The 22,301-nt window shown below is 54.3% G+C and carries 20 protein-coding genes and 1 pseudogene; 19 read left to right on the top strand and 2 right to left on the bottom strand.

What is annotated here, in order from left to right; translation table 11 throughout:
- The first annotated feature begins 2 nt into the window (after positions 1-2).
- The 17 genes and pseudogenes from ACESNI_RS03295 to ACESNI_RS03215 all read left to right on the top strand — a co-directional run bounded on the left by ACESNI_RS03295 (position 3) and on the right by ACESNI_RS03215 (position 14,672).
- Positions 3-737 (top strand): beta-ketoacyl synthase chain length factor, encoded by a 735-nt coding sequence (locus tag ACESNI_RS03295; protein WP_373085014.1) that lies wholly within the window; start codon positions 3-5, stop codon positions 735-737.
- Entirely contained in the window at positions 730-1,503 is a 774-nt protein-coding gene (locus ACESNI_RS03290) for a lysophospholipid acyltransferase family protein (protein ID WP_373085040.1), read from the top strand. The genes ACESNI_RS03295 and ACESNI_RS03290 overlap by 8 nt, the downstream gene beginning before the upstream one ends.
- A complete protein-coding gene (locus tag ACESNI_RS03285; RefSeq protein WP_373085012.1) occupies positions 1,496-1,765 on the top strand; it encodes a phosphopantetheine-binding protein in 270 nt (89 codons plus the stop codon). Before ACESNI_RS03290 ends, ACESNI_RS03285 begins: the two co-directional genes overlap by 8 nt.
- On the top strand, positions 1,762-2,007 hold the full coding sequence (locus tag ACESNI_RS03280; RefSeq protein ID WP_373085009.1) for an acyl carrier protein: 246 nt from the start codon (positions 1,762-1,764) through the stop codon (positions 2,005-2,007). Before ACESNI_RS03285 ends, ACESNI_RS03280 begins: the two co-directional genes overlap by 4 nt.
- Positions 1,988-2,566, top strand: coding sequence for a hypothetical protein (locus ACESNI_RS03275; protein ID WP_373085007.1), 579 nt, complete (start codon positions 1,988-1,990; stop codon positions 2,564-2,566). The genes ACESNI_RS03280 and ACESNI_RS03275 overlap by 20 nt, the downstream gene beginning before the upstream one ends.
- Positions 2,567-2,569: 3 nt before the next feature.
- Entirely contained in the window at positions 2,570-3,922 is a 1,353-nt protein-coding gene (locus ACESNI_RS03270) for an AMP-binding protein (protein WP_373085005.1), read from the top strand.
- Between the two features lie 3 nt (positions 3,923-3,925).
- Complete coding sequence (locus tag ACESNI_RS03265) at positions 3,926-4,324, top strand: hydroxymyristoyl-ACP dehydratase (protein WP_373085003.1); 399 nt, start codon at positions 3,926-3,928, stop codon at positions 4,322-4,324.
- Between the two features lies 1 nt (position 4,325).
- Entirely contained in the window at positions 4,326-6,008 is a 1,683-nt protein-coding gene (locus ACESNI_RS03260) for a glycosyltransferase (RefSeq protein WP_373085001.1), read from the top strand.
- 20 nt (positions 6,009-6,028) lie between these two features.
- Entirely contained in the window at positions 6,029-6,445 is a 417-nt protein-coding gene (locus ACESNI_RS03255) for an acyl-CoA thioesterase (RefSeq protein ID WP_373085039.1), read from the top strand.
- A gap of 23 nt (positions 6,446-6,468) precedes the next feature.
- Positions 6,469-7,038 (top strand): outer membrane lipoprotein carrier protein LolA, encoded by a 570-nt coding sequence (locus ACESNI_RS03250; RefSeq protein WP_373084999.1) that lies wholly within the window; start codon positions 6,469-6,471, stop codon positions 7,036-7,038.
- Positions 7,035-9,359 carry an MMPL family transporter gene (locus tag ACESNI_RS03245; protein WP_373084997.1) on the top strand — a complete coding sequence of 775 codons (2,325 nt, stop codon included), beginning with the start codon at positions 7,035-7,037 and terminating at the stop codon, positions 9,357-9,359. Before ACESNI_RS03250 ends, ACESNI_RS03245 begins: the two co-directional genes overlap by 4 nt.
- 2 nt (positions 9,360-9,361) lie before the next feature.
- A complete protein-coding gene (locus tag ACESNI_RS03240; RefSeq protein WP_373084995.1) occupies positions 9,362-10,594 on the top strand; it encodes an NAD(P)/FAD-dependent oxidoreductase in 1,233 nt (410 codons plus the stop codon).
- The gene (locus ACESNI_RS03235) at positions 10,585-11,088 is read left to right on the top strand and encodes a DUF3261 domain-containing protein (RefSeq protein WP_373084993.1); all 504 of its coding nucleotides are present in this window, start codon (positions 10,585-10,587) and stop codon (positions 11,086-11,088) included. The genes ACESNI_RS03240 and ACESNI_RS03235 overlap by 10 nt, the downstream gene beginning before the upstream one ends.
- The gene (locus ACESNI_RS03230; protein WP_373084991.1) at positions 11,085-12,269 is read left to right on the top strand and encodes a beta-ketoacyl-[acyl-carrier-protein] synthase family protein; all 1,185 of its coding nucleotides are present in this window, start codon (positions 11,085-11,087) and stop codon (positions 12,267-12,269) included. The genes ACESNI_RS03235 and ACESNI_RS03230 overlap by 4 nt, the downstream gene beginning before the upstream one ends.
- Positions 12,269-12,691 carry a 3-hydroxylacyl-ACP dehydratase gene (locus ACESNI_RS03225; RefSeq protein WP_373084989.1) on the top strand — a complete coding sequence of 141 codons (423 nt, stop codon included), beginning with the start codon at positions 12,269-12,271 and terminating at the stop codon, positions 12,689-12,691. The genes ACESNI_RS03230 and ACESNI_RS03225 overlap by 1 nt, the downstream gene beginning before the upstream one ends.
- 17 nt (positions 12,692-12,708) lie before the next feature.
- A pseudogene (locus tag ACESNI_RS03220) lies at positions 12,709-13,440 on the top strand (3-ketoacyl-ACP reductase FabG2).
- Positions 13,437-14,672, top strand: a complete 1,236-nt coding sequence (locus tag ACESNI_RS03215; protein WP_373084987.1) for a beta-ketoacyl-ACP synthase — start codon at positions 13,437-13,439, stop codon at positions 14,670-14,672. Before ACESNI_RS03220 ends, ACESNI_RS03215 begins: the two are co-directional and overlap by 4 nt.
- Before the next feature lie 22 nt (positions 14,673-14,694).
- Here the strand turns inward: ACESNI_RS03215 and ACESNI_RS03210 are convergent, their stop codons facing one another.
- Both ACESNI_RS03210 and ACESNI_RS03205 read right to left on the bottom strand, forming a co-directional pair.
- Positions 14,695-15,084: a PilZ domain-containing protein gene (locus ACESNI_RS03210; protein WP_373084984.1), complete on the bottom strand. Its 390-nt coding sequence runs from the start codon at positions 15,082-15,084 to the stop codon at positions 14,695-14,697.
- Positions 15,085-15,217: 133 nt separating this feature from the next.
- Entirely contained in the window at positions 15,218-15,853 is a 636-nt protein-coding gene (locus ACESNI_RS03205; RefSeq protein ID WP_373084982.1) for a DUF6134 family protein, read from the bottom strand.
- 291 nt (positions 15,854-16,144) lie between these two features.
- Here ACESNI_RS03205 and ACESNI_RS03200 point away from each other — a divergent pair, with 291 nt between their 5' ends.
- Positions 16,145-17,932: an autotransporter assembly complex family protein gene (locus ACESNI_RS03200; protein WP_373084980.1), complete on the top strand. Its 1,788-nt coding sequence runs from the start codon at positions 16,145-16,147 to the stop codon at positions 17,930-17,932.
- Positions 17,932-22,290: a translocation/assembly module TamB domain-containing protein gene (locus ACESNI_RS03195; RefSeq protein ID WP_373084978.1), complete on the top strand. Its 4,359-nt coding sequence runs from the start codon at positions 17,932-17,934 to the stop codon at positions 22,288-22,290. Before ACESNI_RS03200 ends, ACESNI_RS03195 begins: the two co-directional genes overlap by 1 nt.
- Positions 22,291-22,301: the final 11 nt, after the last annotated feature.

Below are 22,301 nucleotides of genomic sequence, written 5' to 3'. Positions count from 1 at the left end.
AAATGGAAAGCGGGATCGCTTTCGCGGTAAACCATTGGTCCGCATGGGCGCCGGGGCTGGATAGTCCCGAGGCCTGGCGGTCCTGGGGTGAGACGGTGCAAGACCTACCGAGGGAAGAAGGAAACCCCGATGTTCGGGATCTTCCCGCGGGCTTGCGCCGCCGCCTATCGCGATTGGGTAAAATTGCCCTGCGGGTGGCACTGGACACGGGGCAGGCGGAAAATACTCGCGTTGTGTTCAGCTCTCGCAACGGTAACGTCGTGCAGACGCTGCAACTGTTGCAAAGTCTGGCGGCGGACGACCCGATTTCACCCACGGGATTCGGCATGTCGGTTCATAATTCACTGGCGGGCATGCTCTCTATTGTCACCGGCAACTGCGAGGCACAGACGGCCATAGCTGCCGGTGCAGACAGCCTTTGTCTTGGTATGTATGAAGCTCTGATGTTGTTGCGCGAAGATCCCACCCGGCCGGTGCTGCTGCTTCATTGTGATGAGACGGTGCCAGAATTTTATGCGCCCTCGCGGGACATTTCCGTGCCGACCGGTGGTTTGGCCCTGTCATTACAGCAGGCCGAAACAACATCCGGACATATGACATTCGGGTATTCGGGCGAGGCAACAGCCCGAAAAAGGGGGGACCCGTTGGAAACATTCCTGCGGTTTTTGCTTTCCGAGGACCGGCGCTGGTCCTGGACCGGCGAGCAGGGGATATGGTGGTGTGAACGCCATGCTTGAGCGGCTGAACTACCTCTGGAGACTGTTGGGAACGGGGCTGGCTTTTGCCAGTTTCGGCCTCGGCGGACTGTTTATGACGCTCGTCATCTTTAACATTATTTCGCTGATAACGCGGGATGAAGCGCTTCGTATTCAGCGGGTGAGGCGCGTGATTTATTATGCGTTCCGGTTTTTCGTCTTCTCACTGCGGGCAGGGGGAGTCATCGATTCCCGCTTTCACGGGACTGAACGGCTTGCGACCTGCCGGGGATGTCTGATTGTCGCCAATCACCCGTCCCTGCTGGATACGGTTTTTTTGATGTCCCGTATGCCCGACGTACAATGCATCGTGAAATATGAGCTCTGGGACAATCCGTATCTCGGGGGTGTCATGCGGGCGGCAGGCTATATCAGCAATAACGGTGATGCGGCGGTAATGCTTGAGCAATGCCGGAATGCACTGTCGAGAGGCCAGAATATTCTCGTCTTTCCTGAGGGAACGAGATCAGTGCCGGGCCGCGCCATTAAATTTCAGCGGGGGTTTGCCAATATTGCCACCCACTTCAAGTCGCCCATCCAACTTGTGACTATTAAGTGCAAACCATCAACCTTAACGAAAGGAAATCCGTGGTATGCCATTCCGTCGCGTCAGGCATGTTTTGATATAACATTTGATCAACAACTGGACATGAGCGATTATCTGGAGCATGAACCCCGATCCATAAAAGTTCGGAAATTGACGCGCGAACTGGAGCAATATTACCTTGGAAAACTTTGCAATGAATGAATTTGAGCTGGAAATCAAGAAGCTGGTAATTAAAACTCTCAACCTGGAGGATATAACGCCGGAGGAAATTGATAGCGAGGAACGGCTGTTCGTCGATGGACTGGGACTCGATTCAATCGATGCGCTTGAACTTGGTGTGGAAATTCAGAAGACATATGGCATTAAAATCAATGCCCAGAATGACGACTTGAAGGAACATTTTGCCTCCATCCGCAGTCTTGCCCGCTTTATTATGGCGGAGAGGAAGGAATTGAAGGCATGACACGCGAGCAGGTTTATGAAAGGCTAAAAATCTACTTAACAGATTTATTTGAAGTGCCGCCTGAAGATATCATGCCGGAGGCGCGACTCTATGAAGACCTTGATCTTGATAGCATTGACGCCGTCGATCTTGTCGTCAAGCTTCAGGATTTAACATCGAAAAAAATTCCACCTGAAGAATTCAAGACTGTACGCACCGTCGATGATGTTGTGGACCGGGTATATGCCCTTCTGGAGGAATAGGCAGCGACTTCTGGACAGTGCGCTCGTTCTAATCAGTGTCGCCTATCCATTTTTCGTTTATTTTGGTCTGATGCGGTTTTCGCCGGTAACCATCGGGATTGTATTGGTCCTGTTTTTGGGGTTGCGGCTGTGGTTGCAGCGTGGCCATAAGCAGAAGAAGCTGGAACTTGGGGTATATGCCATCGTCCTGGCGGCCCTGGTGATCTTGCTCCTGATCGACGGAATGTTGGCGATCAAGGCCTATCCCGTCATCATCAGCCTGTCTTTTGCTCTCGTTTTTGGCTATTCCCTGATTTTTCCGCCGACAATCATCGAAAAAATTGCGCGCCTCCGCGAACCCGACCACGATGCTTACGGGGTAACCTATACCCGCCGTGTCACCGTTGCCTGGATATTATTTTTTGTTCTGAATGCGATTATTTCCTTGTGGACGGCGTTGTATGCAAGCCTCGCGGTCTGGACAACTTATAACGGGTTCATTTCCTATATTCTCATTGGCCTGATGTTTGGCGGGGAGTATATTTTACGACAATTCGTGAAACAAAAAAAAGTGAGTTAAAAGGTGCCGTTCCTGCCATTGTCCCGCCTGATGACCTCCCCGAGGGAGAATGACCTTATCGTTGCAATTTCAAAGGGAAAGACGCTAAACTTCGCGCAATTTCGCACTGATGTTGCCGATACCGCGACGCGCGTGCAGGCGGAGGGTGTAGAGGCGGTTGTTCTCGCAACAACGAGTAGCTATTTCTATTGCGTCGGCCTTCTGGGGGCCTTCCAATCAGGCTGCCGCGTTATCGTGCCGCCGAACAGCCTGCCGGGCATGCTCAATCATTTTGTGACGGCCGCTTGTCCGCTGCTGAGTGACAACAGTGCAGATGTGCGAGAGCATCAACTCCTCCTCAGGCACAGCTCAGGCGTGACGTTCGAATTTACGGAGCTTAACCCTGAGGATTGCCATCTCGATTTTTATACATCCGGCTCCAGCGGGGATCCGAAGCGGGTCGCCAAGTCGCTTTGCCAGATCGAAAATGAGCTTGCCGTTCTGCATACAGCCTGGGGCGATCAATTGGACAGCGCGCCCACCCTCGGCACGGTCACCCATCAACATATATTCGGTCAGATATTCAAGACGTTATTGCCGCTATGCGAAGGGCGCCTGTTTTTTCCCGAGACGTTTGAGATCTGGGAAGACATGCTTGCCGTGGCGCCGCCGGGTAGCTGCTTTGTGTCCAGCCCGGCGCATTTGTCGCGCATTCCGCCATTCGATCCACTGCTCGCAGAACAACAACCAAAAATAATTTTCTCCGCAGGGGGTCCGCTGGGCATGGAAGCATCCCATCATGCCGCGACGATATTCGGACCGCTGACAACCGAGATTTACGGTAGCACGGAGACCGGTGCCGTGGCCTCTCGTCAGCAGGACACAAGAGAGAAAGCCTTCCGCCCGCTGGATGGAATGGAAACCCGCGTTGATGCGGCCGGCCGGCTCAGTGTTAAATCGAGCTATACCGATAACGCGGACTGGTTTGAGACGAATGACATTGCAGAACGCTTTGATAATGGCAGCTTCCTGCTGACCGCGCGCGCCAATCAGTTCATCAAAATCGAAGGCAAACGGGTATCGCTTGCAGAGGTCGAGAAATACCTTTGCGGCTCTGAACTCGTCCGCGATGCGGTGACGCTGGTGCTAAAGGACGCCCGGGGATCGCTCGGCGCGGTCGTCGAGCTAACCGAAAAGGGTTGGCAACAGCATGGCGAGATCGGGGCCTTCCGGCTTAGCCGGCGGTTACGTCAGCAGCTTCAATCCAATCTTGAAAATGCCGCCATGCCGCGACGTTGGCGGTTCGTGGAACGCCTGCCGGTAAATACGCAGGGCAAGCGACTGCAGCAGGATCTGCATCAATTGTTTACGGCATAGTCGATGGCGGACTATGATGCGGTCGTCATGAAAAACACGGAATTGGAAAACTGGGCGGAAAGCCCGACAGCGCCAACAATTCTCTCGGAAAAGCGGGAGGGGGAGGTGCTGGAACTCACGTTGTATGTTCCGGCGGAGCTGTTTCAGTTCCGAGGGCATTTTCCGGGAGACCCGATTTTACCAGGGGTCGCACAGCTTGACTGGGTCGGGCGTTTCGCGCGAACTTACTTTGGTTATCAGGGTGGCTTTACCAAGCTCGGCCAGCTTAAGTTTTCCCGGCTGATTAAGGCGGAAACCGAGTTACTGCTGTGTCTGGAGTTAATGCCTGACAAAAACCGGTTGATCTTTACCTACAGCGAAGACGGCACGGTCTGTTCGTCCGGCTTTTTTGAACTGGCGTAAAATGAGTTTTATCCCGTGCGCGATTGTCCCGAGCTATAATCATTACAGGCATATCGCAAAGGTGCTGGAAGCCCTGCAGGGTGAAAATTTACGCATATTCATTATCGACGACGGTAGTTCGGCGCCGGCAAAGACGGCGCTTGCCGCCTTCCATGATCCAGAAAAGGGTATCACCGTTCACCGCTTCGAGGAGAACGGCGGCAAGGGTCGGGCCGTTATCGAGGGATTTCACCTTGCCAATGCCGAAGGCTTCACCCATGCCCTGCAGATAGATGCGGACGGCCAGCATGACCTTGAGGCTTTACCCTCGTTGCTGGAGCTTGCCGCCGCCCATCCCCAGGCCCTTATTAGCGGTGCGCCGCAATATGACGAGACGATCCCGACGTCGCGGAAACTGGCGCGCTGGCTCACCCATGTCTGGGTCTGGGTGGAGACGCTCTCAACGGCCATTACCGACAGCATGTGCGGCTATCGGGTTTATCCTCTCGCTCCCGCCCTGACAGTTATCGCTGAGGAAACCGTCGGTCGGTACATGGATTTTGATACCGAGATCATGGTCCGTATGAGCTGGCGCGGAACGCCTGTTTTGATGACGCCGGTAAAGGTGACATATCCACCGGATAACAGTTCGAATTTTCAGCTGCTCGCGGATAACTGGCGGATCACGAAAATGCATACCCGCCTTGTCTTTACAATGATATGGCGTCTGCCGAAGGTCTTGCGGAACCGTCCATCCCCTCCGCAGGTACCGCGCCATTGGGCCCGACTCAATGAGCGCGGCGCGGCGATGGGCCTCCGGTTCCTTTTCGCGCTCTATAAACTGGTCGGCCAGAGACTATGCTGGTACGTGATGCAACCGGTATTGCTCTATTTCTTCCTGACCGGGGCTCAGCAGCGGCGTGCATCGCGGAATTATTGGCGGCGGCTTTACCGGGCACGGGGCGCGGCGCGGGAGCCGAGCTTGTGGCAGCTGTGGCAGCATTACCGCTCGTTTGGCCGGATGGTGCTTGAAAAGGTCGCTGCCTGGCTCGGGGACATCACGATATCAGACCTCGTGTTTGAAAACGTCGAAGAACTGGATCAGCTCGCGGGGATAAAATCGGGGGTTGTCGTCATCACGTCGCATCTTGGCAATGTTGAGATTTCGCGCGCATTGGCACGGCGGCGCGGGGCGAACCGGATCACGGTTTTCGCCCATACCCGCAATGCCATGCGCTTTAATCGGATGCTAGCAGCCTATAACCCGGCCTCCGCCATCGATATCCTGGAGGTCGAGGAGATTGGCCCGGCAACGCTTATCGAGCTGCAGGAACGGCTGGCGCGTGGTGACTGGATCGTGATTGCCGGGGACCGGATACCGGTTTCCGGTGACCGGCGTATTGTTGAGATGCCGTTTCTGGGAGCGCCTGCGCCTTTTTCCGAAGGGCCTATGATTATTGCCGCTCTCCTGAAATGCCCTGTTTATGTGCTTAACTGTGTGCGGGAAGGCAAAAAATTCCGGATATTTTTCGAAAAGATATCAGACCGGATTGATCTGCCGCGTCGCCATCGGCATGAGGCAGTTAAAAAACCGCTTGCGGATTTTATTCATATTTTAGAGGAAACTTGCAAAAAATATCCCGATCAATGGTACAATTTTTTCGATTTCTGGGCGACGCCGGAAAACCGAAAAAAAAGTGAGTAAAAACAAGGGATACCAGAATGATATCCGCCGAAATTACCATAAAATCTCAATTTTATGATCTCGACCCCATGGGGATTGTCTGGCACGGGAATTACGCTCGCTTTTTTGAACAGGCCCGCTGTGCCCTTCTTGACCACCTAGATTACAATTATCAGCAGATGAGCGACAGTGGCTATGCTTGGCCGATTGTTGAGATGCAGGTCAAATATGTTCAACCCATCCGCTTTCCGCAGGACATCACCGTAACGGCCACTCTTGCTGAATATGAAAACCGCCTTAAAATCAAATACCTGATCCAGGATAGTGAGACGGGAAAGAAGCTTACCAAGGGATTTACAACGCAAGTTGCGATTGATAAAAAGGCCGATGAGATGCTTTTCCAATCTCCGGATATTCTCTACGAGAAAGTTGAAAAATTATTGTGCGCAGAGGAATAGCTTTTTGGATATTAATACTGGGCATGCTGTCTATTGGCCGGGCGCACGCCGATCCGATTGTCCTTGCCGACGGGGAAGGGTTGCAAGGACGATTTGAGCAATCACGGCACCTGCGGGGATTTGACAAGCCGATCCGCTCCACGGGTCAATTTTTCCTGTTGCCGAAATCGAGCCTCATCTGGCAGACTGAGAGACCCTTTTTTACTAGAATGGTAATTGATAACAAAGGGATAAGTCAAAGTGTTGAAGGGGCGGAGGTAACCCGGCTTGATTTTGACAAGTTTCCGGGCCTGCAGGTGATGCGCAGCACCCTTGAAAATTCGCTCAGCGGAAACTGGGCTCCACTTGAGAAGCTGACGGGGTCAAAACTGCAGCCGACAGGGGACAAGTGGTCCTTGAGATTTACTCCCAAATCAAGCGGTTTGACACTTCCCTTTGCATACTTAAGCTTCGAAATGAGCGACTATCTGGAGAAAGTCGAGATCGTCAAGGCCAACGGTGACAAGGACGTCATTACATTCTCCCAGCAAAAGCAGGCTCCCGTTAAGGAGATTTTGGAAGCCGCCCAGAAAAGCCGGGAGAGGCAACCGTGAACCGGATCGGGCTCAGTGTCTATCTGGTGCTGCTGATAAGCTCAATCCTTGTCATCGTGATGCGGGTGAGTGGCGGTTTTCCCCTTGAAACAAATATCCTCGCCCTGTTGCCCGAAACTGAGGAATTGGAATGGGTGGCGCGGGCCGAGGCGGTGGAACAATCCGAGGGTACAAATAGACTAGTTATCCTGATTGGAAATCCGGATTTTGAAACCGCACGAAGCGCCGCCGAAATGCTGACAACGTCACTGGTCGACGCCAAGGTTCTTGAGCGGACAGGGCGGCTATCTCCTTCCGCTGCCGTCAAAAACCTGAGTGCAGCCCTGTTTCCGTATCGCACCGGCTTGTTGAGTGAGGGCGACCGCAAGTTGCTGGCGGTGGATAAGGAGCAGGTGGTTATAAACCGGGCGCTGGTCCAGATTCTCTCGCCGCTCTCGCTTGTCGATGCAGATCTTATCCGCCGCGACCCATTTCTGCTGCTGCCCAATTTTATGGCCGCCCGCCAGAATGTTGAGACGAAGCTGCAAAGCCGCGCCAACGTGTTGGCCGTTGAAGACAATAATATCTGGTACGTGCTCGTTAGCGGAAAACTCATCGGCGAACCCTTTGATCAGGTAGTACAGTCCAGAACACTTTCCGCCTTCGAGGCAGCGGAAGAGCGATTGAAAACGCAGTTTAAGGGCCTCAAAATTCTAAAGGCAGGGGCGGTATTCTACGGTGAGCGGGCATATCATCAGGCGGAGCAGGAGGCCAGCTTTATCGGCGGCATTTCACTCCTTGGTATTGTCGTTCTGAACTTCCTCATTTTCAGGAGTTTCCAGCCTTTGGCACTTAGTATTCTTGCCATTGCGTCGGGAGTAGCTGGCGGGCTTGCGATGACATTGCTGTTCTTCGGCACGTTGCATTTGTTAGCGCTGGTTTTTGGCGCCGGCTTGATCGGTGTTGCCGTTGACTATTCGTTTCACTATGTCTGCGAGCGGTTTCAGGAAAATGTGCCACCGCCCGCCGCCCGCGCCGCGGCCATTCGCTCAGGCCTGACGCTTGGTTTGGTAAGCTCGGTTCTCGGTTTTCTCACCTTGGCCCTCACGCCGTTTCCGGGACTTCAGCAAATCGCGTTATTTTCGGCTTCCGGACTGACGCTCGCCTATCTCACGGTGTTATATGTCTTCCCTTATGTCGATCGGGCAAAACCATTCACTCATGGCGGATCTATCCTTTCCTTTTCAATGGTCCTGCATGATTTCTGGTGGCAGACGGGCTATCGTAAATTACGCTGGGTAATTGTCGTGCTCGTGATTTTTGCTGCGCTTTACGGCGCAACAAAAATCCATATTGATGACGATGTGCGGCGGTTGCAATCCCTGCCGGCGGATTTACAGGGGGAAGAACAGTCTATTCGCACGCTTACCGGGATTGAAAGTGAAACGCACCGCTTCTTTGTTCGCGGCCCGAGTTCAGAAGATGTGCTGCAGACCGAGGAGGCTCTTGGGCTCGACCTCGAAGCACTTCGGGCAAATGGGGTCATTCGCGGATATCGCATGATTTCCCAATTTATCCCCTCGGTGGAGCGCCAGCAAGAGAACAGGGCCCTCGTCAACAAGACGCTGATCCCACATCTCGCCGAGCATATGGCCCGAATTGGGTTGTCGGGCTATATTCCCTATCAACACGGCGACCAGATGTTAACACTAGACCAGCTGGCGGTGACCGATATTCCGTCCTTTCTTGCGCCGTTACTGGTGTATAAGACCCCGGGGGTTGTCGTTCATGCAGTGTCGCTGACCGGGGTCAAGGATTCGGCACCGCTCGCCGCGCTTGCCGCGAAATCGGAAAATATAGAACTGGTAAATCAGGCAGAAAGCCTGAGCCGTACGTTTGGCACCTACAGGCTCAAGGCGCTGATCATGCTAGCCGTCGCCTATGGCGTTGTCTGGGTGTTTCTGTCCCTCCGTTATGGTCCGTTTGGCGCGGTAAAGGCCATGTTACCCTCCATCGGGGCGGTGGTTCTGACGCCGCCATTGATCGCGCTTACAGGGGAGACATTCACCTTCTTCAACGCTATGTCGCTGATGCTGGTGTTCGCAATCGGTTTGGATTATGCCGTGTTCAACCGGGAATCTATCGGTAACCGGAAACGGAGGGCAATGCTGGCGAACGGTTTGTCGGCAATCTCGACCTTGCTCGCGTTTGGCCTGCTGGCCATGAGCGATACCTATGCCATTCATGCCTTCGGGTTTACAATTCTTGTTGGCATCACGCTCGCCTACTGTCTGGCGCCGCTTGCCTCTGACCTTAATCATGATACAACGGATCCCTTATAACGATGACTGTTCCTTCTGAAAAATTTGATGTTGTGATTATTGGGGCTGGGCCCGCCGGGTCGCTGGCCGCCTGTTTGCTGGCTCAGCGTGGCGTCAGTGTCCTGGTCCTCGAGAAAAGCCGCTTCCCCCGATTTGTCATTGGCGAAAGCCTGCTGCCGCAATCCATGGCCTATCTTGAAAAGGCAGGTCTGATTGAAACTGTTGCTGCCGCGTCGTTTCAGGTAAAGGACGGGGCCAATTTCAGCGACGATCACCGTTTCACCTCCATAAATTTCAGCGAAAAATTCACGGAAGGCTGGTCGACGACCTATCAAGTCCAGCGTGAAAAATTCGATATGCTACTGGCAACTGAGGCGACCAAGTCCGGCGCTGATGTTCGCTTCGAGTGCGGCGTTACCGACGTTACTTTCAGTGAGGCCGGGGTTGCGATAACTGGTGCTGGTCCTCAGGGGCCATTTGATATTCGCTGCCGTTTTGTCGTCGATGCGAGCGGGTACGGACGCGTCCTGCCACGGCTCTTGAAGCTGGATGCGCCGTCCGATTTCCCCGTCCGTCATGCGCTTTTTACCCATGTAGAGGATAATCTTGCGACCAAGAAGTTTGACCGCAAGAAAATTCTGATCACCGTTCACCCGCGTCATTCGGATGTCTGGTTCTGGCTTATCCCTTTTTCAGAGGGCCGGTCCTCAATCGGTGTCGTTGTCACGCCGGAGCGGTTGGCGCAATATGACGGGTCTGCGTCGGACAAGCTGTGGGCGCTGGTGGCGGAAACAACGGAGCTCCGATCGCTGCTTGAAGAGGCGCGTGAATGCCGGCCGGTGGCCGAGATGTCCGGCTATTCATCAAAAGTAACTGGTCTTTGTGGGCCGAAATATGCGCTACTCGGCAATGCGGGCGAGTTTCTTGATCCCGTGTTCTCGTCAGGCGTTACTATAGCGTTCAAATCGGCGGACTTGTTGATTGAACCGCTCACGCGCGAGCTTGCCGGTGAAGTTGTCGACTGGCAAAAGGATTTTGTCGCGCCGCTTAAAGTGGGGGTGGATTGCTTTCGGACATTCGTCGAGGCTTGGTATCGTGGAGATCTGCAGGAGATAATCTTTAATCCTCCGGCCGATGACAACCCGATCAAGAAAATGATTGTCTCGGTGCTTGCGGGCTATGCCTGGGATGAAAAAAATCCATTTGTTACCCAGAGCAGACGGTATCTTGATGTGGTGGTGGCTCAATGTGTGTAAGGGGTATTTTCCTTATTTGTTTTCTCGCCTTGGCGGGGTGCGCGTCGAATGTTCCGGGAAAGACCGAGTTTGCACCCTGGAAACTGCCGGACAATCATCCGCGCGAGGTCGTACAGATTCTGAACGGTCATTACGGAGAGCAGGACTTCTCCCTGCAGATACGTCTCAGCCTGACCGGGGAACGGCTGAAGCTTGCGGGAGTGGATGCCCTCGGGCGGCATGCCTTCGATATCCTCTGGGATACGGCGGGGGTGCGGGCCGGCAAGGCGGACTGGGTATCGGACAAGCTGAATGCGGTGGATATACTTAAAGTCATTATCGCCACTTATTGGCCAGCGGACGATCCGATGCAGGCGCAAGTGGCGGATCGTGCCGCGAACCTGGAGATCACATATCAAACGACGCGCGAAAATGCCTGGAACGAAACGGTCGTGATCAAGGATCCCAAAACCGATTATGAAATGACAATTATCTCCTATGAGCTGACGGAATGAGTGGCTCTGTGTATCTTCAGGCGCTGGGCCTGATCAACCCATTGGGGGCGGGCAAGGCGGCGGTGAGCGCTCCGCTATTTGCGGGGTCGACGCAGGGCATGGGCATGCGCACCCACTTTCTTGGCGAGAGACCGGTTTTCGTCGGCAGTGTTGAGGCTGTCCTCCCGGCAATTCCGCCAGAACTAAGCCTCTATGATAGTCGCAACAATCGGGTGATGTTTGCGGCGATCAAGGAGATTGAAGCGGAAATCCAAGCCGCCATCTCAAAATACGGACCGGATCGTGTCGCGGTTATCCTGGGAACCAGCACATCCGGGATAAGCGACAACGAGCCGGACATTGCCCATAAAACCCGAACCGGCGAATTTCCCGCGGGCTTTGACTATGATCGTCAGGATAACGCCTCCCTTGCGCTTTTCGTGCGGGCATATTTCAAGCTGACCGGGCTCGCCATGACGGTGTCCACCGCCTGCACATCGAGTGCGAAAACCCTGTCTTCGGCCCGCCGGATGATTGACGCCGGAATTTGTGACGCCGCGATTGTGGGCGGGGCAGATACGCTTTGCAAGCTGACCCTGAACGGGTTCGCGTCGCTGGAACTGCTATCGGAGACCTTATGCAATCCTTTCAGCCGTAATCGCGGCGGCATTAATATCGGGGAGGCCGCCGCTGTGTTTCTGATGAGCCGGGAGGAGGCTGATATTCGGGTTGCCGGGATCGGTGAAACCTCCGATGCCTATCACATGAGCACTCCGGACCCGGAGGGCACGGGAGCCTTTAACGCGATGAAATCGGCGCTGTTGAACGGTGGCCTGAACCATTCAGATGTGGGCTATCTTAATCTCCACGGTACAGCGACGGTTTTGAATGACAGCATGGAAGCCAAGGCCGTTGCGGGTGTGTTCGGCGATATTCCCTGTAGTTCCACCAAGCCGCTAACAGGGCATACGCTGGGGGCCGCCGGGGCGACGGAACTTGCGTTTCTCTGGCTGGCTTTACACCCGCAATATGCAAAGCAGCTGTTGCCGCCTCATATATGGGACGGCGAGCGGGATGAGGAAATTCCGGCGCTCAACCTGATCGGGGTTGGAGCTGCGGCCGATCAGTCGCGGCGGGCCATGATGAGCAACTCATTTGCATTTGGCGGAAATAACATTAGTGTCGTGTTGGCTAGGGAGTGATGATGCAGCCCTGTCCTTATCCCATAGAAGATATCCTCTTCCATGCGCCGCCAATGATCCTGATTGACGAGGTTGAAGGCTATGATGAGGAGACGGTGATCTCTTCGGTGACGATCCGGGACACAAGCCCGTTTCTTGAGGATGGCGTTCTGCCGTCCTATGTGGGAATTGAATATATGGCGCAATCGATTGCCGCCTATAGCGGGATCAAGGCCCGAAACCAGGGCGGGGACGTAAAAATCGGGTATCTCGTCAGTGCTCGCAATCTGACCCTGGAAACCCCGAACTTTAAGATCGGGGATAAGCTGGAGATAACCGTCCAACTTGTTTATAACGAGGTGCCGATGGCAGTTTTCGATTGCGCGATCACGAAAAATAAGGCGCTTGTCGCCAAGGCGCGGGTTAATGTATATCAACCCTGACTTCGAGACGTGAGTGAATGCAGAAAAAAATATTGGTAACCGGCGCCAGCGGCGGAATCGGGCGGGCAATCGCGACGCAACTGGCGGCGGACGGTTTTGATATCCTCGCCCATTGCGGGCAGAATGTTGAGGCGGGCGAGCGAACGGTTGCGGAAATTGCAGGAGCCGGAGGGACCGCCCGGCTGATCCAGTTTGATATCTCGGATCGGGAGCAATGCCGCGTCAGCCTAGAGCGGGAAATCACAGACCACGGCGCTTTTTACGGCGCGGTTTTAAATGCGGGTATCACTCGGGACACGGCTTTTCCGGCGATGACCGACGGCGAATGGGACAGCGTTATTCACACCAATCTTGACGGGTTTTATAACGTGCTGAAACCGCTGACCATGCCCATGGTCTCGGCCCGGAAGGGGGGGGCGGATTGTTGTTCTGTCGTCGGTGTCCGGTATCATGGGTAATCGCGGACAGGTCAATTACAGCGCGTCCAAAGGCGGGCTGATCGGGGCGGCCAAGGCTTTGGCGCTTGAACTTGCAAAACGCAAAATAACGGTCAATTGCGTCGCGCCCGGCCTGATTGAGACGGCGATGACAGACGACCTTCCGCTTGACGAAATTCTTAAAATCATCCCGCTCCGTCGGCTCGGCTCGGCGCGGCGTCGGAGGTGGCGGCGACGGTGTCTTTCCTATGTTCGGACGGCGCCGCCTATATCACCCGGCAGGTTATTTCGGTTAATGGAGGCATGGCATGACGCGGCGGGTCGTGGTGACGGGAATGGGCGGGGTAACTTCGCTCGGCGATGACTGGCGTGTTATTCGCGGGAATATGCAGGCCGGTAAAACCGGTATCCGGCGCATGGACAGTTGGGATTTTTACGACGGCATGAACACTCGGCTTGCGGGCCCTGTAGAGGGGTTCGATGTGGACACGCGCTATCCGCGCAAGGCTCTTCGCAGCATGGGGCCGGTATCAAAAATGGCAGTTTATGCGACCGAGATGGCGATTGAGTCCGCGGGTCTCACGGACAATCCCATATTGAAGTCTGGAAAAATGGGCGTCGCCTATGGCTCTTCCTTTGGTAGCACCAAACCGGTGTTGGCCTTTACCGATCTGATCCGGGATGGCCATTCGCGGGATCTGTCCGCAACCAGCTATGTCAAGATGATGGGCCATACCACGGCCGTCAATATCGGTGTTTTCTACGGACTATCAGGCCGGGTGATCCCAACGTCGAGCGCCTGCACTTCCGGCAGTCAGGGCATCGGCTATGCGTTTGAGGCGATCCGGTACGGGATGCAGGACCTGATGGTGGCAGGCGGGGCCGAGGAACTCTGCCCAACCATGGCGGCGGTGTTCGATACGCTTTATGCGACCAGCGTCCGCAACGACACGCCCCATTTGTCGCCGCGGCCTTTTGATCGTGATCGCGATGGTCTGGTTATCGGCGAGGGTGCGGGGACATTGATCCTGGAAGAATATGATCATGCGAAAGCGCGCGGGGCGCCGATTTTTGCCGAGATCGTCGGCTTTTCCACCAATTCCGATGGACGGCATATTACCAATCCAACCCAGGCCACTATGGAGATTGCTGTTCAGGGCGCTCTGGATGATGCCGGCCTGACCTCCGGGGATATCGATTTTATCAGCGGCCATGGCACCGCAACGGAGCAGGGCGATATTGCAGAATCACACGCCACCCGTGCCATTTTAGGGAATGCGATACCATTCCATTCCCTAAAAAGCTACTTTGGCCATAGTCTTGGTGCCTGCGGGGCGATTGAGGCGTGGCTCGGGATTGAGATGATGCGCGAAGGTTGGTTTGCGCCCACGGCAAACCTGGAGAATGTCGATGAGGCCTGCGCCGATATTGACTATGTCATGGTCGAGGGACGGAACATTGAGGTTCGCCATCTGATGTCGAATAATTTTGCCTTTGGCGGGATCAATACGTCACTGATATTCCGAAACGCGTCAGACTTATAGACTCAAAAGTTGATTTTATTGATCAATTGATGGGGTTGGGGTCAAGGGCAATACCGGGAAGCGCTGAACTCACCGTGTTATAAATAATTTCCGGTGTATCGTCAAAACTCAGCCCGATGATATGCCCGTTTTGCCAAATGAGGTGGCAATTAAAGCTGCCAAAGCGCGGGACTTCAAGAACCACACCGGATGTTGCCGTGAAATTTTTCGTGGTCTGGAACTTGGCGCCGCTGACGGACATATCGCGGACGACACCCGGAACCGTCTCCGCATCGCCCTTGAGACGGGCACCCCAGAGCAAAGAGAGTTTGCCGTTCCACATCACCGTCTTGCGTTTATACTTCCGTTTATCAAGCCCGGAAACTGCCGCATTAAATTTATCTGTAATCTTACTGCCCAATCTTGTTATCATTCTGCCTCAGGTATGCCGTACCCAGCATTCCGCCTGCAGACTGGAAAATTCGACCGACTATAACGAGAATGAATCTATCGAAAAAAGATTAATATTGTCTCAAAAAAATGGTATAATTTGTGAAAAAAAAGGGCTATTTCGGATCGAGAATGACCGTCACCTGGCGTCCGGAGACGTCGTATTCGCCTTTGACAAACTGCTTGTTTTTGTCGAACCACAGCCGCGCTTTCCATTCCCCGGTGAAATCGAATTTTGTCGTTGGGATGGATGTATCTCCGATTTTAACGGTATCCGGGCTTTCCGATATCTCGACCTTCAGCAATTCAAAATCAACGATGTTGAAAAGCAGGTGATTTTGGGTGATGTCGTAATGCCATGGTGAGGTGGGGAAGGCATCAAGCGGAAGGGTCAGGGAGGACTTGTTATAGGTCGCATCATATTGAACCTGCGTACGTTTCAGACTGATTTCATGGGCCGTACCGTTATCGTCAGTCTTGCCGGACATGTTTTGTAATTCACCCGCGACCCAGTCTTCCTGTAAATTCTGGTTAAAGCCATAAACTTCCAGTCCGAGGAAAGAGATCGATGCGATTGCTTTCAGTTGTTCTATCTCCCCCTTTTCATTCTTGAGTGTCGTCAGATGGACTTGCCCGATTTTATCATTTTTATAATAGACCGAGGCGAACAGGTTTTCCGGTATCTTGCCGGCCAACGCCGAACAGGGAGCAAATGTTGCAATCAGCAGGACAGCATACAGAACGCGACCCATTTTTCTTCTCCTCCTTCGTCCAATTTGCGGGTATCCTACCCTTGATCCGGCTTCTAATTAAATAAAAATGGCAAATACGACCTATAAAGCCCGGAAATATATTTTAAATCTGACAAAAACACCCGGGAAAATTCTTATCAGCGCCGCTCCTAGACTCTGGGACGCCGACTCACTAGATTACAGGGACATGCAGCATGCTGCGACGAGATAATTTTTACCTCGGCTCGGAATGGATTTCCGGCCTTTTCCGAGATATTTATATTGCCATTTGCCCGACTGACATACCTATACTTGCTTGCTATATCGCTGGTGCTCATACCGCTCAGTCAGCAGGCTGTGGCGCAAACGACCGCTCCGGCTGACGCCGTGGAAAAGAGGAGTTTCGAGTATAAGCTGACGGTTGACGGCGCGCCGAACGATGATATCAAGGATTTGATGGAGCAGACGTCCCGGCTGGAACAGCTGAAAAATACGCCAGTGGTAAGCGTAGCAGCCCTGAAACGGCGGGCGAATGAGGATATCGAGGGTTTTAAAAGGGTTCTGCGATCAGAAGGCTATTATAGCAATGAGGTTGACTATAAGCTTGATGAAGACCAGACGCCGATCAATGTCGTCTACACGGTCAAGCCCGGCCCACTATTTCGCCTGACCAAGTTTGATATTCAGTTTACGGCAAAGGATCCTATTCCGGAGGCCCCCTCCCTTGCGGACCTCGATATCGAATTAGGGGAGGCAGCCCGCGCTGATAAAATCCTGAGTGCCCAGAGGAAGGTCGTTACCGACCTAGCAAATCGGGGCTATCCGGAAGCGCAAATTGCGGATCAGAACGCTGTCGTTGATTTTGCGACGGATGCCATGGAAGTCACGCTTACCGTTGATAGCGGACCACTGCTGCATATGGGAAATCTTGCCTTTGAGGGGCTTGAGAAGGTTGAGCCGCAATATCTTGAGGACCTTGCAGAATGGACGCCGGGGGGGCTGTATGATACGCGAACTGTGGATGAACTTCGCCGGAAATATCTCAGAACGGGCCTGTTCGGCACTGTCCGCCTTAAATCGCGCGAGGCTGTCACGGGAAGCGGTACGGTTCCGATTACCTTTATATTCGTGGAACGCGACCGGCGGTCCATCGGTGTCGGCGCCTCTTATTCGACGAGCGAAGGCGTAGGGACACAGTTCTACTGGGAAAACCGTAATTTGTTTGGTAGCGGCGAAAAGTTACGCGCCGATCTGACATTGGCCCAGATACGGCAGGAATTGAAACTGACCTTCACGCGGCCGAATTACCTGACGCCCGGCCAGAATTTCAATGCCAATTTTGATGTCAAACACGAGAATACCGACGCCTATACGGAAGATTCCATCAGTACCTACGCCGGTTTCGATCAAAAGTGGCAGGAAAACTGGGTCCTGTCCGCCGGGACGTCGCTTGAATTTTCAAGGATCGACGATAACGGGGTGACCAACAATTACGCATTGGCCGGATTGCCCCTGACCGCCCGCTATGATTCTACCGATGATCTGCTGGACCCGACGACCGGCTTTCGGCTTGGCACAACGGCCGTTCCTTATCTTGGCCTCAACCAGGTCTCCCCGAACTTCCTGCGGTTTGAGGCGGATGGCTCGACATATTACCCGGTTGTCGAGAGCAAGCGTCTGGTCTTGGCGGCGCGCGGGAAAATCGGCATGATGGCCGGGGAGGATGCTGATGAAATCCCAGCAACGAAACGGTTTTATTCTGGCGGCGGCGGTTCGGTTCGGGGGTATAAATACCAGTCGGTCGGGCCGCTGGATGCCAATAATGATCCGATCGGTGGCCGGTCGCTACTCGAGGTCGGATTTGAGGCGCGCGTGCGGGTGACCGACACTATCGGCATTGTCCCTTTTATCGAGGGGGGCAATGTCTATGAATCAATGGTCCCGGATTTTTCCGGTGAATTTTTATGGGGCGCCGGTCTCGGCTTTCGCTATTACACGGCCATTGGCCCGATCCGGTTTGACGTTGCCGTGCCGTTGAACCGTCGTGATGGCATTGACGATGCCTATCAGTTTTATATCAGCATCGGTCAGGCCTTCTGATGAGCCGGAAATCCATTATTGCGATCGTTCTTGCGACACCCTTTGTCCTGCTGCTTGCCGCAGGAGTTGGTCTGTATGGTTTTGCGCAGACCGATAGCGGCCGCGACTTGTTGGTGCGCCAGATTGAAGCCGCCGTCGATCAGCCGGATGGATTGCAGATGCACCTCGGGCAGCTGGAGGGTAATATATTCGGAGAGTTCACGGTCGCCGCTTTACAGTTGCAGGGGCCGAGCGGTGAATGGTTGACGGTTAAGGACTTATCGGTTTCCTGGTCGCCGTTGGCACTGCTCGGGGCCCGGCTCAAAATTAACGATATCGATATCCAGTCACTCGCGCTTGAGCGCCAGCCCGATCTGCCCGCCAGCCCGAAAGAAGAGACTTCCGGGGGCTCAATCTGGCCATTGCCGGTTGATATTACCCTTACCCGCTTTCGCATTGCCGACATTCGTATCGCCGAACTGGTTCTGGGGCAGGAAACACGGCTCGCGCTGCTGATGAATCTGAACGCGGAAACTGCAGATGCCATCCATAGTGAGTTGAAACTCACCGAAATTGGCGGTAATGGTGGGGATATCCACGGCGTCGTCAATTTTCATCCCGACCATCAGACGCTGGAAGTTGATGTCAAGCTTAATGAGCCGGAGGGGGGGCTGCTGTCCCGGGCGTTGGGCCTACCCGGCTATCCGGCCATCAAAGCCGCGATTGTCGGCAATGGCGTCCTCAATGCCTGGCGCGGGGAGATACGGGCGAGCGCGGGGCGACTATTCGACGCGGATTTTGCCATCAGCACCCGCGGCGACAAGGTGATTGATGTCGATCTCAAGGGCGGCGGAGCCTTCGACGAGGAATTCGCGAAATCGCTACCGCTTGTGGATAGTTCCCGTTTCAGTGTGACCGCTGCGCTGTCCTGGGATACAAAAGGCGGCGATATTATTCTTAAATCCTCCGACATCGAAAATACGACGTTCACGGCGACTGCGAGCGGGCGCGTCAATATGGATACGCGGGAACTATCAGCAAAATTAAAGACGAACTTGCGCGATGCCGCTGCCCTTAACGAGATTATGGCCCCCGCCGCCGTTTCGAAGGCGGCCATGGATCTTGATGTCGATGGGACCTTTGACAAAATCACAGCGAATGCGATCCTGCGAGCAAATGGCCTGATGGTTGAGGATAGTCTTGCGGCCAATGAAATGACGGGCACCTTTACCTCAACCCTAGTACTGGATCAACTTGACACGATCCCGGTCAAGGGGTCCGCCGCATTGGTCGGAGTGTCGAAACTGCCAACCGAGGCAAAGTCGCTGCTCGGCGACAATCTCGACCTCGACTTTGAGGCAACATATACTCTGGCAAGTCAATTTCTCAAGGTGACGACCTTGCGCCTTGCGGGCAAGCATCTGAAGGCGGACGGGCAGGGAGAGGTTGCAATTGGGGAAGGGACCGCAAACGCAGTCCTGTCAGTGGCGCTTGATGACCTGACGGTCGTTGTCCCCGTTGGTGGCAAGGTTATGGCTGATATCACGCTGGAAAGCCGGGATATTGGATCAAAAATGACCGGCCGCATTGTTGCCCATGCCCGCAATGTCGATATGGGGGATCCCGGTTTGCAAGCTATCGTCAGCCGTGATGTGACGTTGACGTCGAATGTCTCGCTTGCTGATGAAATACTGAGAGCCGAGGGGATTGAACTTTCACTCGGCGCGGGACGGGTGACCGGGAACGCTGAAATCCCGCTGTCATTCGAGACCCTGACCGCGAACCTGAAGGCAGGACTTGACAGTCTTGCGCCGCTCAGTCAAATCGCGGGCGTGATGCTGGCTGGCAAGGCCGCGCTTGACACCAGGATAACTGGTGCACTCAGCGATCCGGATATCAAAGGAACGTTGGCACTGACCAGTCTGGAGGCTGAGGCGACGCCGATTGGCGACGTGAAAACCAATTTCAATGTCGCCTCGCTTGCTTCCTCCCCTGTCGGGAGCTTTGATCTTCACCTCGCCCATCAGGAACTCTCGGCCGATGCGGCGGGGAGATTCACTCTGCCCGATTATTCCCGTCTTGAGCTAGCCGGACTATCGATCAAGCAGCAGGAAAATACGATCTCCGGAGATTTGAGTATTCCGTTTAACGGCACACCGCTCAGTGGCTCTATCATGGCTAAAATCCCGGACCTCGGGAGTATTGCCGAAATCGCCGGACAGAAAGCGGCAGGTGCGGCCGAAATGACAGCAGTTCTCGCCAATAAAAACGGGAAGCAGTCTGTCAACGCAACGCTTTCGGGAAATAACTTCAGTCTTAACGGCGGCGAGCAGACAATGGGCAGCATGACCGCAACTGTGAGCAGTCTCGGGGCGTTTGCCAACCCTGATATTGATCTGAAACTAGATGCAAAATCTATTTCCGCGGCGGGTATTAGCTTCAAGGCCGCGACCGTGACCGCGAGTGGAAATCCGAAGAACCTCGATTACGGGTTCGAACTCGACCGGGAAGCCGACCCAACCTTGCAACTAAGCGGGAAAGGCGCGCTTGAACTTGGCGGCGATAGCACAAAGATTGAGCTGACGACGTTGCAGGGCGCGCTTGCGAAGAAGAAAATTTCCCTGATCACGCCCTTCCGGCTCGATCTTCACGGTGAGGATATCACGGTCGATGATTTCCAGCTGGCGCTCGGCGACGGGACTATTTCCGGTTCTGCTGCTCTTACACGGGCGGCCGCCGATGCCGGAATCAAGATCAGCAAGCTTCCACTTGACCTCCTGGCCCTCATCAGCCCAGATACAGCCCTTACTGGCACGCTCGATGGAACGGCCAACCTGTCCGTGAAGCCGGGAACGGACAGCCGGGCGACCGTATCACTGATCGCGTCGGATGTGCGGATTGCGGGCGAAGAATTTACGGCGTTTCCCACCTTCTCCAGCACCTTTGAGGGAAACCTGAAAGACGGACAGTTTCAATTCAACGGTGATGTAAACGGACTGGATGCGACAACGATCGAGACCGCGGGCGCGGTGCCGATGACGATTTCGTCGGCACCCTTTGCCTTTGCGGTAGATGACAATAAACCGGTTAATATAAATGTAAATATTGACAGTGATATCAATAAAATATGGGCGCTTCTTGCACTCGATACTCAGAAGCTCACGGGGACCTTAAAGGCCGAAGCCAAGGTGTCGGGAACGATTGCCGAGCCGGTAATCGTCGGTAAAGCAAGGCTTTCCGGTGGCACCTACGAAAATCTGGAGCAGGGGACGGAACTTGGTAACCTGGCCTTGAAGGCCGATATTGAGAAAAGCCAGATTCTGACGCTGGAGGCGAGCGGTGCCGATAAGAACGGCGGCACGTTTAAATCGACGGGCAGCATCCGCTTTGACGATCTGACGGACCCGCAACTGGATATGAATGTCGCGCTCAATAATCTGCTGGTGTTGAACCGGGAGGATGTTGTTCTGACAACGGATAGTGATATCGATATCAAGGGTGGAATGGCGGCGCTTGATGTGACCGGCTCGGTGACAACCCGCCAAGCGGATATCAATATTGGCGGGTCTCCCGGACCGACTATTGCCGAGATCAAGGTAGAGGAGATTAATCGTCCGGGTGCGACATCCACGGCAGAAGAAAAGGCGGGAAATGATCTTCTTGCGAATATCGCCCTTAACCTCGATCTTTCGCTGCCAAAGCGGGTCTTTATCCGCGGTCGTGGCCTTGATTCCAAATGGGAGGGGGAGTTTACGGTGAAAGGAACCGCGAACAAGCCCGTAATTGAGGGATATCTGAGTCCGGTTCGGGGGCAATTCACCTTTGCCGGGAAAAGCTTTACTCTGCAGGACGGGAAAATCCTGCTGGTGGGCGGCCGCGAAATCGATCCTGAATTGTCGCTGTCGGCAAAATATGAAACACCGGATATTACTGCCATCGTTAGCATCACCGGTACCGTCTCGGACCCGACCATCAGCTTCTCCTCTCCCAGCGGCCTACCGGAAGACGAGGTGCTGGCGCAGGTCCTGTTCGGCAAATCCTCCGGCAAGCTGTCAACGCTTGAGGCCCTGCAACTCGCGGAGACCCTTGGGACACTTTCCGGTAAACTCGGCGGCGGCGGCGGGATCATGGGCTTCGCCCGCAAAACACTCGGGGTTGATGTGATCAACGCGGGAACCGACGCCGAAACCGGTAAAACCGAAGTGAGCGTCGGCAAATATGTGTCTGATAATGTGTATGTTGGCGTTGATCAGGGTGCAGAATCGGGTAGCACGCGGGCGAAGGTGCAGATCGAGCTCTCGCCGCATATTTCGGTCGAAAGTAAAGTCGGGCAGTCGACCAACAGCAGTGTTGGGATTTTCTTCAAGTGGGATTATTAAGCGGGTGGGCG

The sequence above is a fragment of the Sneathiella sp. genome, assembly GCF_041689005.1.
Lineage (GTDB): Bacteria > Pseudomonadota > Alphaproteobacteria > Sneathiellales > Sneathiellaceae > Sneathiella.
The sequence above is the reverse complement of the archived record's forward strand: the minus strand, read 5'-3'. Positions and strand labels throughout refer to the sequence as shown.